This is a genomic window from Streptomyces marokkonensis (genome assembly GCF_008312835.1).
GTDB classification, from domain to species: domain Bacteria; phylum Actinomycetota; class Actinomycetes; order Streptomycetales; family Streptomycetaceae; genus Streptomyces; species Streptomyces marokkonensis_A.
On sequence record NZ_VSKS01000041.1, the window covers coordinates 1 to 15,143 of the forward strand.

The window sequence follows — 15,143 nt, forward strand, 5'->3', positions numbered from 1 at the left end:
ACCGCCGGACCCTCAAGACCCAGCACATACGACACACGACCCGACGCCACACTCGCCGCGTTCCCCGTGCCCACATACCCGCCGAAGTCACCCTCCGACAAACTCAACAACGCCGGATAATCCTGACCGTTGGTCCCCGCGAACACACCCGTACGGCTCCCCCGCAACGAGACGGGATCGATCCCCGCCCGCTCCACCGCCTCCCACGACGCCTCCAGCAACAACCGCTGCTGCGGATCCATCGCCAACGCCTCACGCGGCGACACCCCGAAGAACTCCGCATCGAAACCACCGACACCGGACAGGAAACCGCCCCGTGCCGTGTGGCTGGCGTACGGGTTGTCGGGGTCGGGTGCGAAGAGCAGGTCGAGGTCCCACCCACGGTCGGTGGGGAAGTCGCCGATGCCGTCCCGGCCGTCGGCGAGAAGATGCCACAGGTCCTCCGGCGACTCCACGCCACCCGGGAAACGGCAGGCCATCCCCACGATCGCCACCGGCTCGTCCACCGCGACCACGGTGTTGCTCTCCGCGCCGACCGCGGTGACGACGTCGTCCCCGAACAGCTCGGCGTACAGGAACGCGGCCAGGGCCTGGGGCGTCGGGTGGTCGAAGACGGCCGTCGCGGGGAGGGGCACACCCGAGGCGGCGGCCAGCACGTTGCGCAGCTCCACCGCGATCAGCGAGTCCACGCCCAGATCACGGAACGCCCTGTCCGCACCCACCTGTTCCGGACCATCGTGTCCGAGAGCGGCGGCGGCACGGGCGCGGACCTCGGTCAGGAGTGCGCGCCGACGGGACTCGGGATCGAGGTCCTGAAGACGGGCGCGCAGTCCGGTGGTGACGGTCTCGGCCCTCGTCCCGGGCCCGGTCGGCGCACGGAACACCTCGGTGAGCAGAGGGCTGCGACGGACGGCGGTGAAGGCGGGGCCGAAGCGGTCCCAGTCGATGTCCGCCACGAGGGTGGCGGCCGGTGCGTCCCCGGCACAGGCCGCGAGGGCGTCCAGGGCCTGGTCGGGGTCGAGCAGACCGACACCACCGCGCAGCTGGCGGTCTTCCGCGTCCGCGTCGGCGGCCATGCCACCGCCCGCCCACGGACCCCAGGCGATCGACGTGGCCGGCAGGCCCGCGCTTCTGCGCCGCTCGGCGAGGGCGTCCAACAGGGTGTTGGCGGCGGCGTAGTTGGCCTGCCCGGCCGAGCCGACAGTGCCCGCGAAGGAGGAGAACAGGACGAAGGCCGAGAGATCCCGGTTCCGGGTCAGCTCGTCCAGATGGCGGGCGCCTGTCACCTTGGCGGCGAAGACACTGCTGAACGCACCCGGCGTGAGACCGTCGAGGACTCCGTCCTCCAGTACACCGGCGGTGTGGACGACCGCGTCCACGGGATGCGCTTCGAGCAGCGCGGCCAGGGAGGAACGGTCCGCCAGGTCGAGGGCCGCGAACGTCGTCTCGGCGCCGAGTTCGCGCAGTTCCGCCCGTAGCTCCTCGGCTCCCGGCGCCCGGTCGCCGCTGCGGCTGACCAGGACCAGGTGCGCGGCGCCGTTCCGGGCCGCCCACCGGGCGACCCTGGCGCCGAGCGCGCCGGTGCCCCCGGTCACCAGGACCGTACCGGCGGGCTGCCACGCCGCCTCCGCCCGGACCGGCGCCGCGACGAGACGGCGGCCGAGCAGCCCACCGGGGCGGACCGCGGCCTGGTCCTCGCGCTCGCCGTCGGCGAGAAGGGCGACGAGCCGGGTGGCCGAACGCCGGTCCAGCGTGAGCGGGAGGTCGGCGAGGCCGCCCCAGCGATCGGGGTGTTCCAGCGCGGCGACGCGGCCGAGACCCCACACGGCGGCCTGGTCGGGATCCGGGGCGGGATCGTCCGCCGTGGCGGTGACGGCTCCACGGGTGAGGGTCCACACCGGGGCGCCGACGCCGGCGTCACCGAGTGCCTGGGTCAGCACCGCAGTGGCGAGGACTCCGAGGGGCACCCCCTCGCTCTCCCCGTGTGCGAGGGCGAGCGTGGAAACGACCCCGCTCACCTGCCCGTCCTCGGCGGCGGCGGCGATGCGGCGGGCGAACTCGGCCCGTGTGTCGAGACGGTGGTGTTCGACGACGGCCAGTTCGGCGCCCGCGGCGGCCAGTGCTTCGGTCAGGGCGCCGTCCCAGCCGTCGTCGCCCTCCAGGGAGACGGGCCGCACGAACAGCCAGCGCCCGGACAGGCGCTTGCCCTCGGGGAGGCCGGCCACGGTGCGCCAGACGACACGGTGGTGCGGGCCGGAATCGGTGGCGGCCGAGCCGTCCTGGGTGTAGGAGCGCTCCAGCCAGTACCGGTCACGGCGGAAGGCGTACGTGGGCAGCTCGACCGTGCGGGCACCCGGCAGGAGGGCGTTCCAGTCGACGGCACCGCCGCGCAGGTGGAAGAGCGACAGCGCGGTCATGAGGGTGTGGGCCTCGGGGCTCTTGCCGCGGAGTACCGGTACGTACAGGGCGTCGCTGTCCGGGGCGCAGTTCTGAGCGAGGGCGGTGAGGGTGCCGTCGGGGCCGATCTCCAGGAAACGCGTCACGCCTTCGGCCGCCAGGACACCCACACCGTCGGCGAACCGTACGGCCTGACGGACATGACGCACCCAGTACTCGGCGGACGCCAACTCACCCTCGACGGCCAGCTGTCCGGTCACGTTCGACACGACGGGAATCGAGGGAGGTGCGTAGTCGACGCGTTCGGCCACCTCGCGGAAGGCATCCAGCATCGGATCCATCAGCGGCGAGTGGAAAGCGTGCGAGACCCGCAGACGGCTGATGCGGCGGCCCTGCTCCTTCAGTACGGAGACGACCTGCTCGACCGCGGCCTCGGCGCCTGCGACCACGACGGCACGGGGGCCGTTGACCGCCGCGATGGACACCTCGCCCGCGTGGTTCTCGAGCAGGGGCAGCACCTCGGCCTCGGCGGCCTCCACCGCCACCATCACGCCACCGGACGGCAGTTCCTGCATCAGCCGGCCACGCGCCACCACCAGGGCGCACGCGTCCTCCAGCGACACCACCCCCGCCACATGCGCGGCAGCGATCTCACCGACGGAATGACCGACCAGGAAGTCCGGGCGTATCCCGAGGGACTCCACAAGCCGGAACAGGGCCACCTCGACCGCGAACAACGCCGGCTGCGTCCACTCCGTACGGTTCAGCCGCTCGGCGTCGTCACCGAAGACGGCCTCCCGCAGCTCCTCACCGACCTGCGCGCACACCGCGTCGAAGGCCTCCGCGAACACCGGGAACGTCTCGTACAGCTCACGGCCCATACCCGGCCGCTGCGCGCCCTGACCCGAGAACAGGAACGCCGTCTTGCCCTCCCGGGTGGTTCCGACGAGCGTGCGGGTTCCGGACTGCTCGCCGCCCCGTGCCAACGCGGCCAGGCCCGCGAGCAGTTCGGCCCGGTCTCCGCCCTGGACGACGGCCCGGTGCTCGAAGGAGGTGCGGGTGGTGGCCAGGGAGGCGGCCAGGTCGTAGAGGTCCGTGTCCGGGTGTGCGGTCAGGTGGGTGGCCAGGCGGCCGGCCTGGGCGCGAAGGGACTCTTCGTCCCGGGCGGACAGGAGCCACGGGAGGACCGGCAGCAGGGCGCGCGGGGCCGTGTCGGGGGCGGGCTCGTCCGTGGTGGGCTCGGGCGCCTGCTCGATGAGGACGTGGGCGTTGGTGCCGGAGAGGCCGAAGGCGGAGACGCCGACGCGGCGCGGGTGGCCGGTGTGGGGCCAGTCGGTGGCCTCGTGGAGGAGCTTGACGTTTCCGGCGGTCCAGTCGACGTGGGTGGAGGGGCGGTCGGCGTGCAGGGTGGGCGGGAGGACGCCGTGGCGCAGGGCGAGGACGGACTTGATGACGCCGACGACGCCGGCGGCCGCCTGGGTGTGGCCGATGTTCGACTTCACGGAGCCGAGCAGCAGCGGACGCTCGTCGGAGCGGGCCTGGCCGTAGGTGGCGAGGAGGGCCTGGGCCTCGATGGGGTCGCCGAGGGCGGTGCCGGTGCCATGGGCCTCGACGGCGTCGACATCGGTCGCGGGCAGGCCGGCGTTGGCGAGGGCGGCGAGGATGACGCGCTGCTGGGAGAGGCCGTTGGGGGCGGTGAGGCCGTTGGAGGCGCCGTCCTGGTTGACGGCGCTGCCGCGCAGCACGGCGAGCACCTGGTGGCCGTTGCGGCGGGCGTCGGAGAGCCGTTCGACGATGATCGTGCCGGCGCCCTCGGCCCAGCCGGTGCCGTCGGCGTCGTCGGAGAAGGCCTTGCACCGGCCGTCGCCGGAGAGGCCGCCCTGCCGGCCGAACTCGATGAAGGCGCCGGGCCCCGACATGACGGTGACGCCGCCGACGACCGCGAGGGAACACTCCCTGGAGCGCAGTGACTGGGCGGCGAGGTGCAGGGCGACCAGGGAGGAGGAGCAGGCGGTGTCGACGGTGACGGCCGGGCCCTCCAGGCCGAGCGCGTAGGCGACGCGGCCGGAGAGGACGGACATGGAGTTGCCGGTGAGCAGGTGGCCGCGGACGTCGTCGGGGACCTCGCGCAGGCCGGAGGCGTAGCCCTGGTCGCTGCATCCGACGAAGACGCCGGAACGGCTGCCGCGCAGGGTGGTCGGGTCGATGCCGGCGCGTTCGAAGGCTTCCCAGGCCACTTCGAGCAGCAGGCGCTGCTGCGGGTCCATGGCGAGGGCTTCGCGCGGGGAGATGTCGAAGAAGGCGGGGTCGAAGCGGTCGGCGTCGGGCACGAAGCCGCCGCGGCGGCGGTCGCCGTCGGGGCCGGACTCCGCTTCGGGGGCGGGCCAGCCGCGGTCGGTGGGCCAGTCCGTCACCGCGTCGGTCCCGGAGACCAGGAGGTCCCAGAAGTCGTCCGGTGTGCGCACGTCGCCGGGCAGCCGGCAGCTCATGCCGACGATGGCGACGGGCTCCTGCTCGCGGGCCTCCACCTGGCGCAGCTTGCGCCGGGTGGTGTGGAGATCGACGGTGACCCGCTTGAGGTAGTCCCGAAGCTGCGCTTCATTCGTCATGGACTGCCCCCATGCTGTTCGGTTCGGTGACGGAACGGAGTGCGCGCCGGGGCGCAGCGCGTCGGCCCGGGGCGCCCGGTGGGCATGGGTCCGACGGTGTGCTCCGCGTGCGGTGGGGACAGCATGACCCGGGCGGAGGGGCTTTTCCGGCGCCCGGCGGGGTTCTCTGGGGAAACGCTTGGAGTTCGGTCGCGGCCGGTCGTTCGCGCAGGCCGGAGCAGTGCCCGCGGTGCCGTGCCCACGGTGCGGAGGGGCCCCGAACGGCGTACGTGAGTAGGGGAGTTCGGGGCCGCGCGGTCAGCTGCAGGGGGGTGGGGCGCCGTGGCTGAGGACGGGTTTGAGCACCGCGAAGGCGTCGCGGAGCGCGGCGAGGGCGTCGGGGATGCGCCAGGCGGCGCGGTCGCGGGGCCCGACCGCGTTGGAGACGGTACGGACTTCCAGGATCGGGATCCCGTGCGCGGCTGCGGCCTCGGCGACGCCGAAGCCCTCCATGGCCTCGGCGGCGGCTCCGTGCTGCTGCTGGAGCGTCCGGGCCCTCTCCTCGGTGCCGGTGACGGTGGAGACGGTGAGGACCGGCGCGTGGACGGCACCGAGGACGCGGGCGGCGGCGGCGGACAGGTGCGGCGGGCAGGCGTGCTCGCTGGTTCCGAAGCCCAGGGCGTCGACGGGCAGGAACCCGTCGGCGGTCTCGCAGCCGAGGTCGGCGGCGATGACGCGGTCGGCCACGACGACGGAGCCCGTCGGGGCGACGGGGGCGAAGCCGCCCGCGATGCCGGCGCAGACGACGAGGTCGTACGGCTCGTCGTGGACGGCCGCCACGGCGAGCGCGGCGCCGGTGGCGGCCGCGGCAGCGGCCGGGCCCACGCCCCCGGCCAGCAGGTCCACGGTCAGCGGGCGGCGGCGGGCCGACGGCACCTGCCGGGTGTCCCCTCGGGGGACGCCCTCGTCGCAGGTGAGGCGGAGCAGTTCGCGGCCCGGCGGGCCGGGGGCCGCGACGGGGGCGGCGGGTCCGAGGCCGTGCCCGACGGCGTCGCGTTCGGCGTCGACCGCGGTGACGATGAGGAGGCGGACGGGGTTCATGAGGAGATCTGGACCTGCCCGTGGTCGCCGATGACGAGGCGGTGGGCGGCGGGCAGCCGCGGTGTCAGGGTGACCTTGACGTTGCGGCCGACGAGCGAGGCGGTGACGCGCCTGATGTGCTCGAAGGACGACTCCCGCAGCACGATGGAGTACTCGATCTCGCTGTGGGTGATGCGGCACTCCTCCGCGACCGATGTGGACGGGCCGATGTAGGAGTCGGTGACCACGCTGCCGGCGCCGATGATGGCGGGGCCGACGATGCGGGAGCGGCGGACCTCGGCGCCCGCCTCGATCCTGACGCGCCCGATGATCTCGCTCTCCGCGTCGACGGACCCGTCGATGCGGGGCTGGAGACCTTCGAGGAGCGTGCGGTTGACCTCCAGCATGTCGGTGACGTTGCCGGTGTCCTTCCAGTAGCCGGTGATGACGGTGGACCGGACGGTCATCCCCTGGTCGATCATCCACTGGAGGGCGTCGGTGATCTCCAGTTCGCCGCGGGCGGAGGGCGGGATGGCCCGTACGGCCTCGTGGACGGCGGTGGTGAACAGGTAGACGCCGGCGACGGCGAGGTCGCTGCGCGGGCGGCGGGGCTTCTCCTCGAGGTCGACCACGTTGCCGTGGTCGTCGGTCACCGCGACGCCGAAGGCGGTGGGGTCGCCGACGCGGGTGAGGAGGACGTGCGCGTCGCGGGGGTCCTTGCGGAACTCGTCGACGACGTCGCCGATGCCGTCGAGGACGAAGTTGTCGCCGAGGTACATGACGAAGTCGTCGTCACCGAGGAAGGGCTGGGCGATGAGGACGGCGTGGGCGAGCCCGAGGGGTTCGCTCTGCGGGATGTAGGTGACGTCGAGGCCGAAGGCCGAGCCGTCGCCCACGGCGGCCTGGATCTCCGCGGCCGTGCTGCCGACGATGACGCCGACGTCGGTGATGCCCGCCTCGGCGATGGCTTCGAGGCCGTAGAAGAGGATCGGTTTGTTGGCGACCGGGACCAGTTGTTTGCTGGAGGTGTGGGTGATCGGTCGCAGCCGCGTACCGGATCCCCCCGCGAGCACGAGAGCCTTCATGTTCCATCCAGATCACGGGTGACGGGTAGGGGTGGGAGGAGCGTGGGAGCGGCGGCCGTCCCGGCCGGGACGTCGTGGTCGTGGCCGGGACGGCCGGGGCCCGGGGTCAGGCCTCGTCGAGGTCGCCCTCGAGGAAGGCGCGCAGTTCGTCGTCGGAGACCTCGTCGGTGTCCGGGCCGGCCGTCGCCGTCGCCGGGAGGCCGGCCGGGTCGGGCAGCGGGGCGCCGTCCAGGCGGTCCAGGAGGCGGCGCAGCCGGGCGCGGAGCTGGTCCTGAAGCGTGCCGTCCACCGTGGTTCCGGTGAACTGTGCTTCCAGGGAGTCGAGTTGGCTGAGGAGCGAGGCGTCGGCGGGCCGGTCGGCGGGAGCGATGCGTTCCAGGAGGTGCGCGGCGAGCCGCTCCGGCGTCGGATAGTCGAACATCAGGGTCGCGGGCAGTCGTACGCCGGCGAGGGCGCCGATGCGGTTGCGGAGCTCGACGGCGGTCAGGGAGTTGAACCCGCTGTCCAGGAAGCCTCCTTCGGGGTCGAGGGAGTCGGGGCTGTCGTGCCCGATGACCAGGGCCGCCTGGGCGAGTACGGCGTCCAGGACGGCGGCGTGCCGGTCGGCCGGGGCGAGTCGGGCCACACGTGCCCGCAGACCGCCGTCGGCGGGTGCCTCCGGGGTGTCGGCCGCCGGTGTCGCGGCCGGGCGCCGGGGGCGGTCCTGGACGAGGTCGCGGACCAGGTCGGGCACCGTGCCGTCGGACGCCCGCAGGGTGGCCGGGTCGAGGTCGGCGGGCGCGTACCAGGGTTCCGGCGCGCGCAGCGCCAGGTCGAGCAGGGCGAGCGCGTGGCCGGTGTCCATGGGGCGCAGTCCGCCGCGGGCGATGCGGCGCAGGTCGGACGTGCCGAGAGTGCCGGTCATGCCGCTGCGTTCGGCCCACAGGCCCCAGGCGAGTGAACGGATCCGCCGTCCCGGGGCGTCGTGGCGTGCGGCGAAGGCGTCGAGGAAGGCGTTGGCGGCCGAGTAGTTGCCCTGTCCCGCGCCGCCGAGGGTGCCGGCGAGCGAGGAGAACAGGACGAGGTCGGCGCCGGTGTCGCGGGTGAGCTCCTCCAGGTGGACGGCGGCGTCGGCCTTGGCGCGCAGCACGGTGTCGACGCGTTCGGGGGTGAGGGACTGCACGATGCCGTCGTCGAGGACGCCGGCGGTGTGGACGACGGCGGTCAGCGGACGGTCGGCGGGCACCGCTCCGAGCAGCGCGGTCAGGGCGTCGCGGTCGGCGACGTCGCAGGCGGCGACGGTGACGTGGGCGCCGAGTCCGGTGAGCTCCTCGCGCAGCTCCGGCATGCCGTCGGCGGTGGCGCCGCGCCGGCCGGCGAGCACCAGGGAACGGACCCCGTGCGCGGTGACCAGGTGGCGGGCGACCTGCCGGCCCAGGACGCCGCCGGCTCCGGTGACCAGCACGGTGCCCTCGCCGGGTACGGGACCGGCGGCGTCGGCGGGTGTGCCGGCCGGGCCGACCCGGGTGAGCCGCGGCGTCAGCGCGGTGCCGTCGCGCAGGGCGATCTCGCTCTCCCCGAGGGCCAGTACGGACGGCAGCCGGTCCAGGGAGGCGGGGCTGCCGTCGTGGTCGACGAGGGCGAAGCGTCCGGGGTTCTCGGCGCGTGCCGCGCGGAGCAGACCCCAGACGGCGGCCTGGGCGGGATCGGTGCGCGGTGCGTCGTCGCGGCCGGTCGTGACGGCGTTGCGGGTGAGCACCACCAGGCGGGAACCGGCGAGGGCGTCCTGCGCGAGCCACTCGGTGACCAGGCGCAGGGCGTGCCCCGTGGTGTTCCGGGTCGCGGCGCCGAGGTCGGTCTCCTGGTGGGTCTCCGGCACGGCGGCGAGGACGGTGTGGGGTACGGCCGTCGCGGTGGTGGCCGTCACCAGGGCGGCGGGGCCGGCGTGGCGGACGGCGTCCGCGAGGGCCAGGGCCGTGTCGCCGAGAAGGTGCCAGGTCCCTGCCGGGGCCGTACCGGGTGCGGCGGGTGTCCAGCGGATCCGGTGCAGTGCTCCGCGGCCGGGGGCGGCGGGGAGGGCACTGGTGTCCACGGGGCGCAGCGCGAGGGCGTCGATGTCGGCGACCGGCTGTCCGGAGCCGTCGAGCAGGGTCACCCGATAGGTGTGCTCGGCCACGGGGGTGAGGCGGACGCGCAGGGCGGTGGGGCCGGCGCGGTGCACGGTGACGTCCGAGAAGGTGAAGGGGACGACCGTGCCGCTGGTCCCGTCGGCGGCGAGGGCCACCGTGTGCAGGGCGGCGTCCAGCAGGGCGGGATGGATGCGGAACCGGTCGGTGCCCTGGAGGTGTTCGCCGTCCTCGGGGGCGATCTCGGCGTACACGGTGTCGCCGTCGCGCCAGGCGGCACGCAGCCCGCGGAAGGCGGGTCCGTAGGCGAAGCCTCCGGCGGCGATGCGCTCGTAGAGCCCGCTCACCTCCACGGGGCTCGCGGTCGGCGGCGGCCACTCGGCGGGCAGGGGTGCCGGGGCGCCGGCGGTGCGGGTGTCGCCGAGGGTGCCCTCGGCGTGCCGGGTCCAGGCGCCGGGCGTGCTGTCGTCGCGGCCGGCGGGCCGGGAGTGCACGGTCAGGGCACGGTCGCCGTTGTCGTCGGGTGCGGTGACGGAGACCTGGAGGTGGACGGCGCCGTTCTCGGGGAGGACGAGCGGGGCCTGCAGGGTGAGGTCCGTGACGCGGGCGGCCCCGGTGTGGGCGCAGGCCTCCATGGCCAGGTCGAGGAACGCGGTGCCGGGGAAGAGGATCCGGCCGTCGAGGGCGTGGTCGGCGAGCCAGGGCCGGCCGTCCACGGACACGGTGCCGGTCAGGACGGTGGCCGAGCTCTCGGCCAGCGGCACGGCGGCCGTCAGCAGGTGGTGGCGTACGGGTTCGAGGTCGGCGCGGTGGGTGTCGGGGCCGGTCGCCTCCAGCCAGTAGCCGCGCCGCTGGAAGGGGTAGGTGGGCAGGTCGGTGCGGCGGGCGCCGGTGGGGGCGAACCACGCGTCCCAGTCGACGCGGTGGCCGTGGGTGTGCAGCCGGGCGAGGGCGGAGGTCAGCGAGGTCTCCTCCTCGGTGTCGCGGCGCAGCGTCGGCACGAGCGTGGCGGGGCCGTCGACACAGTCGCCGGCCAGCGCGGTGAGGACGCCGCCGGGGCCGATCTCGACATAGGTGGTGACGCCCTGTTCCTCCAGGGCGCGGACGCCGTCGTGGAAGCGGACGCCGTCGCGGACCTGGCGCACCCAGTAGCCGCCGTCGAACGGCTCGTCGGCGGTGACGGGACGGCCGGTGACGGTGGAGACGACGGGCAGCGCGGGCCGGCCGGAGCGGAGGTGCGCGGTGTGGGCGGTGAACGCGTCGAGCATGCCGTCCATGTGGTGCGAGTGGAAGGCGTGGCTGACGTTGAGGCGGTGCGTCTTGCGTCCCCGGGCGGCCAGTTCGGCGGCGACCGCCGTGACCGCGTCCTCGTCGCCGGACAGGACGGTGGCGTGCGGGCCGTTGAGCGCGGCCACGGCCACCCGGCCCTCGTGCGCCGCGAGGAGGGGGGTCACCTCGTCCTCGCCGGCCTGGACGGAGACCATGACACCGCCCGCGGGAAGCCCGCCCATGAGCCTGCCGCGCACGGCGACGAGCCGGCAGGCGTCCTCCAGGGTGAGGACGTCCGCGACATGGGCCGCGGCGATCTCCCCGACGGAGTGGCCGAGCAGCGCGTCGGGCCGCACGCCCACGCTCTCCAGGAGCCGGTACAGGGCGACCTGCACGGCGAACAGCCCGGCCTGTGTGTAGGCGGTGCGGTCGAGCAGGGCCGCCTCCTCGGTGCCCGGGTCCGCGAACAGGACGTCACGCAACGGCAGTTCGAGATGCGCGTCGCGCCGCGGGTCGAGGTGCGCCTCGAGGTGGGCGCAGACCTCGTCGAGGGCGTCGGCGAACACCTCGTACCGCTCGTACAGGGTCCGTCCGGTGCCGGCCTGCTGGGCGCCCTGTCCGGAGAACAGGAACGCCACCTTGCCGCCGCGGGCCCGGTCCGTGGCCAGCAGCGGGTGCTCGCAGCCGTCGGCGAGGGCGGTGAGCGCCTCGGTGAGGACGTCCGTGTCGTCGGTGACGACGGCCGCCCGGTCGTCGTGGTGGGCGCGGGTGGTGGCCAGGGACAGGGCGATGTCCGCCGGGACGGTGTCCGGGTGGCCGACCAGGTGGTCGAGCAGACGCCGGGCCTGGGCGCGCAGGGCGGCGGTGCCGCGCGCGGACAGCAGCCAGGGCAGCACGCCGGGGGTCCGGCCGGCCGGGGCGGCCGGTTCCGCGGGCTCGGGGACGTCCGGCTCCTGCAGGATGACGTGCGCGTTGGTGCCGGAGACCCCGAACGAGGAGACGCCCGCGCGGCGCGGGGTGCCGCCGGAGGCCCAGTCCCGCTCCTCGTGCAGCAGCCGGACGGCCCCGGAGGACCAGTCGACGTGCGGAGAGGGCTGCTCGGCGTGCAGGGTGCGCGGCAGGACGCCGTGGCGCATCGCCATCACCATCTTGATGACGCCCGCGACGCCCGAAGCGGCCTGCGTGTGCCCGATGTTGGACTTCAGCGCGCCCAGCCACAGCGGCCGTTCGGCGGGCCGGTCCGCTCCGTAGACGGCGAGCAGGGCCTGCGCCTCGATCGGATCGCCGAGGGTGGTGCCGGTGCCGTGCGCCTCGACGGCGTCCACGTCCCGCGGGGACAGCCCGGCGGAGGCGAGGGCCTGCCGGATGACGCGCTGCTGCGCGGGTCCACTGGGCGCGGTCAGCCCGTTGGAGGCGCCGTCCTGGTTGACGGCCGACCCGGCCACCGTGGCGAGCACGGGGTGGCCGTTGCGGCGGGCGTCGGAGAGACGCTCCAGCAGGAGCAGGCCGACGCCTTCGGCCCAGCCCGCTCCGTCGGCGTCCGCGCCGAACGCCTTGCAGCGGCCGTCGGGCGACAGGGCGCGCTGCCGGCTGAACTCGACGAAGGTGTCGGGGGTGGAGATCACGGTCACGCCGCCGGCCAGGGCGAGTTCGCACTCGCCGGACCGCAGGGCCTGCACGGCGAGGTGCAGGGCGACCAGGGACGAGGAACAGGCCGTGTCGACGGTGACCGCCGGTCCCTCCAGGCCGAAGGTGTAGGCGATGCGGCCGGAGGCGACACTGCTCGCGCTGCCCGTGGCGAGGTAGCCCTCCAGCTCCTCCGGGGCCCGTCGGGCGCGGCTGCCGTAGTCGTTGTAGTTGGAGCCGACGAACACGCCCGCGCGAGCCCCGCGCAGCCGGTCCGGGTCGATACCGGCGCGTTCGAACGCCTCCCAGGACGTCTCCAGCAGCAGCCGGTGCTGCGGGTCGATCGCGACGGCCTCCCGGGGCGCGATGCCGAAGAACGCCGGGTCGAACCGGTCGGCGTCGTGCAGGAACCCGCCGTGCCGGGCGTAGGAGTGACCGATGCGGGCGGGGTCGGGGTCGTAGAGACTCTCGACGTCCCAGCCGCGGTCGGCGGGGAAGGGAGTGATGGCGTCGGTGCCGTCGGCGACCAGCCGCCACAGTTCCTCCGGGGAGGTGACCCCGCCGGGGAAGCGGCAGCCCATGCCGACGATGACGACCGGGTCGTCGTCCACGGCCGCCATGGGCGGCCGGGGCAGGTCGTCGGCGGTCGTGTCCGCGCCGAACAGTTCACCGTCCAGGTGGGCGGCGAGGGCACTCGCCGACGGGTGGTCGAAGGCGAGCGTGACGGGCAGGCGCAGCCCGGTGGCCTCGGCGAGCCGGTTGCGCAGTTCGACCGCGGTCAGCGAGTCGAAGCCCAGGTCGCGGAAGGCGCGTCCGTCGGGCACGGCCTCGGCGTCGGCGTGGCCGAGCACCGCGGAGGCCTGGGTGCGGACCTCGGCCAGCAGGGCCGAACGGCGCTCGGCGGGCGGCAGGGCGGCCAGCCGCCGGGCCAGCGGCGGCCCGTCGACGGCGTCGGTCTCCTTCTGCTCCGTGCTGTCGGCCACGACGGCCGCGCGGGCCTCGGGGAACTCCCGCAGCGCGGCGAACGCGCGGGCGGTGATGAGCTTCCAGTCGACGTCGGCGACGATCAGGAACTCCTCGTCCTGGTCGAGCGCCTTCTGCAGCGCGGCGATGGCCAGTTCGGGGTCCATCGGGGGCACACCGTCGCGGCGCAGCCGTTCCGCGACCTCCTCGCCGACCATGCCGCCGCCGGCCCAGGTGCCCCAGCCGACCGACGTGGCGGGCAGGCCCTCGGCCCGGCGGCGCGCGGCCAGGGCGTCGAGGAAGGCGTTGGCCGCCGCGTAACTCCCCTGGCCGGGGCCGCCGAGGGTGCCCGCCATGGACGAGAACAGGACGAACGCGTCGAGGTCGAGATGCCGGGTGGCCGCGTCGAGCGCGAGCGCCGCGTCCGCCTTGGGCCGCAGGACGCCGTGTGCCCGCTGCGGGGTCAACGCGTCGATGAGTCCGTCGTCGATGATGCCCGCGGTGTGCACGACGGCGGTCAGTGTGCCCCCGCCCGGGAGGTCGTCGACGAGGCGCCGCACCGCGTCGGCGTCGGCGACGTCACAGGCGACAACGGTTGCCGGGGCACCCAACTCGGTGAGCTCAGCCACGAGTTCATCGGTTCCGGGGGCGTCCGGGCCGCGCCGGGAGGCGAGCACCAGGTGCTCCGCGCCGCCGCGGGCCAGCCAGCGGGCGACGTGCCGGCCGAGTCCACCGGTGCCACCGGTGACCAGGACCGTGCCGGACGGCCTCCAGTCGCCGTCGGGCCGGGGGCCCTCACCGGCCCGGACCAGCCGGCGGGCGAAGAGCCCCGAGGGCCGTACCGCCAGATGGTCCTCTTCCAGCGTCCCCGACAACGCGGCGACCAGCCGGCGCGCCGCTCGGGCGTCCAGCGTCTCGGGCAGGTCGATCAGGCCGCCCCAGCGCTGCGGGTACTCCATGGCCGCGATCCGGCCCAGTCCCCAGCACATCGCCTGGAGCGGGGTGCGCAGCGCGTCGCCCCGGTGCACCGAGACGGCACCGCGGGTCGCGCACCACACGGGCCCGTCGACCCGGGCGTCACCGACCGCCTGGAGCAGCGCGGTGGTCAGCACCAGTCCGGTGGGCAGCACACCCTCGGCGGACCAGGGCGACTCGTCCAGGGCCAGCAGCGAGAGCACACCGCCGATCCCGACACCCTCGATGCGACCGCGCACGAGTGCGGCCATACGGTCGCGTTCGGCGGCTTCCGGCCCGGCGACCAGCAGCAGCGCCCCGGCGGACCTCGCCTCGACCGCCTGCTCCACCTGCCGCACCACCGGGTCGCTCTCGTGTCCGGCGGGCACGACGATCAGCCAGGTGCCGGGCAGCTCCTCGACGCGCGCGGCCTGTTCGGCACGCGGCCGCCAAGCGACCCGGTACCGCCAGCCGTCCAGCGTGGAGCGGTTGATCCGGTCACGCCGCCACGAGGACAGCGCGGGAACGACCTCGGCGAGCGACCGCACGTCCTCGATCCCGAGGCTCTCGGCGAGGGAATCCACGTCGTGGTTCTCCACGCTGGCCCAGAACCCGTCGTCGACCGGATCGACGCCGCCGAAGCTCACGTCATCGGCACCCTGGCGCGGGACGACCGGTTCCAGCCAGTAGTGGCTGCGCTGGAAGGCATACGTCGGCAGGTCGACCCGGCGCGGCGACAACCCCGCGAAGACCGGGCTCCAGCCGACACGCAGGCCCCGCGCCCAGGCCTCCCCCAACGACAGGTAGAGGCGGTCGAGGCCACCCTCACCACGGCGCAGGGACCCGATCACCGGCGCGTCCGACCCCGCGGCCTCGACGGTCTCCGCGACCGGAACCGTCAGCACCGGGTGCGGACTCATCTCCACGAACGCGCCGAGGCCTTCGGCGACCAACGCGGCGATGACGGGTTCCAGCAGCACGGTCTGGCGCAGGTTGCGATACCAGTACCCGGCATCCGTCTGCGCCGACTCCACCCACCGACCCGTCACCGTCGACAGGAACGGCACCGACGGCTC

Annotated in this window: 2 protein-coding genes and 2 pseudogenes; all 4 read right to left on the bottom strand. The window is 74.6% G+C overall.

Annotated features, from left to right (window positions below; translation table 11 throughout):
* A pseudogene (locus tag F1615_RS36940) lies at nt 1-5,000 on the bottom strand (SDR family NAD(P)-dependent oxidoreductase); the annotation flags it as partial.
* Between the two features lie 303 nt (nt 5,001-5,303).
* Nucleotides 5,304-6,086: a futalosine hydrolase gene (locus tag F1615_RS35185; RefSeq protein ID WP_149553102.1), complete on the bottom strand. Its 783-nt coding sequence runs from the start codon at nt 6,084-6,086 to the stop codon at nt 5,304-5,306.
* Nucleotides 6,083-7,150, bottom strand: a complete 1,068-nt coding sequence (locus tag F1615_RS35190) for a glucose-1-phosphate thymidylyltransferase (RefSeq protein WP_149553103.1) — start codon at nt 7,148-7,150, stop codon at nt 6,083-6,085. The genes F1615_RS35185 and F1615_RS35190 overlap by 4 nt, the downstream gene beginning before the upstream one ends.
* A gap of 106 nt (nt 7,151-7,256) precedes the next feature.
* Nucleotides 7,257-15,134, bottom strand: a pseudogene (locus tag F1615_RS35195) (SDR family NAD(P)-dependent oxidoreductase); the annotation flags it as partial.
* Between the last annotated feature and the right edge of the window lie 9 nt (nt 15,135-15,143).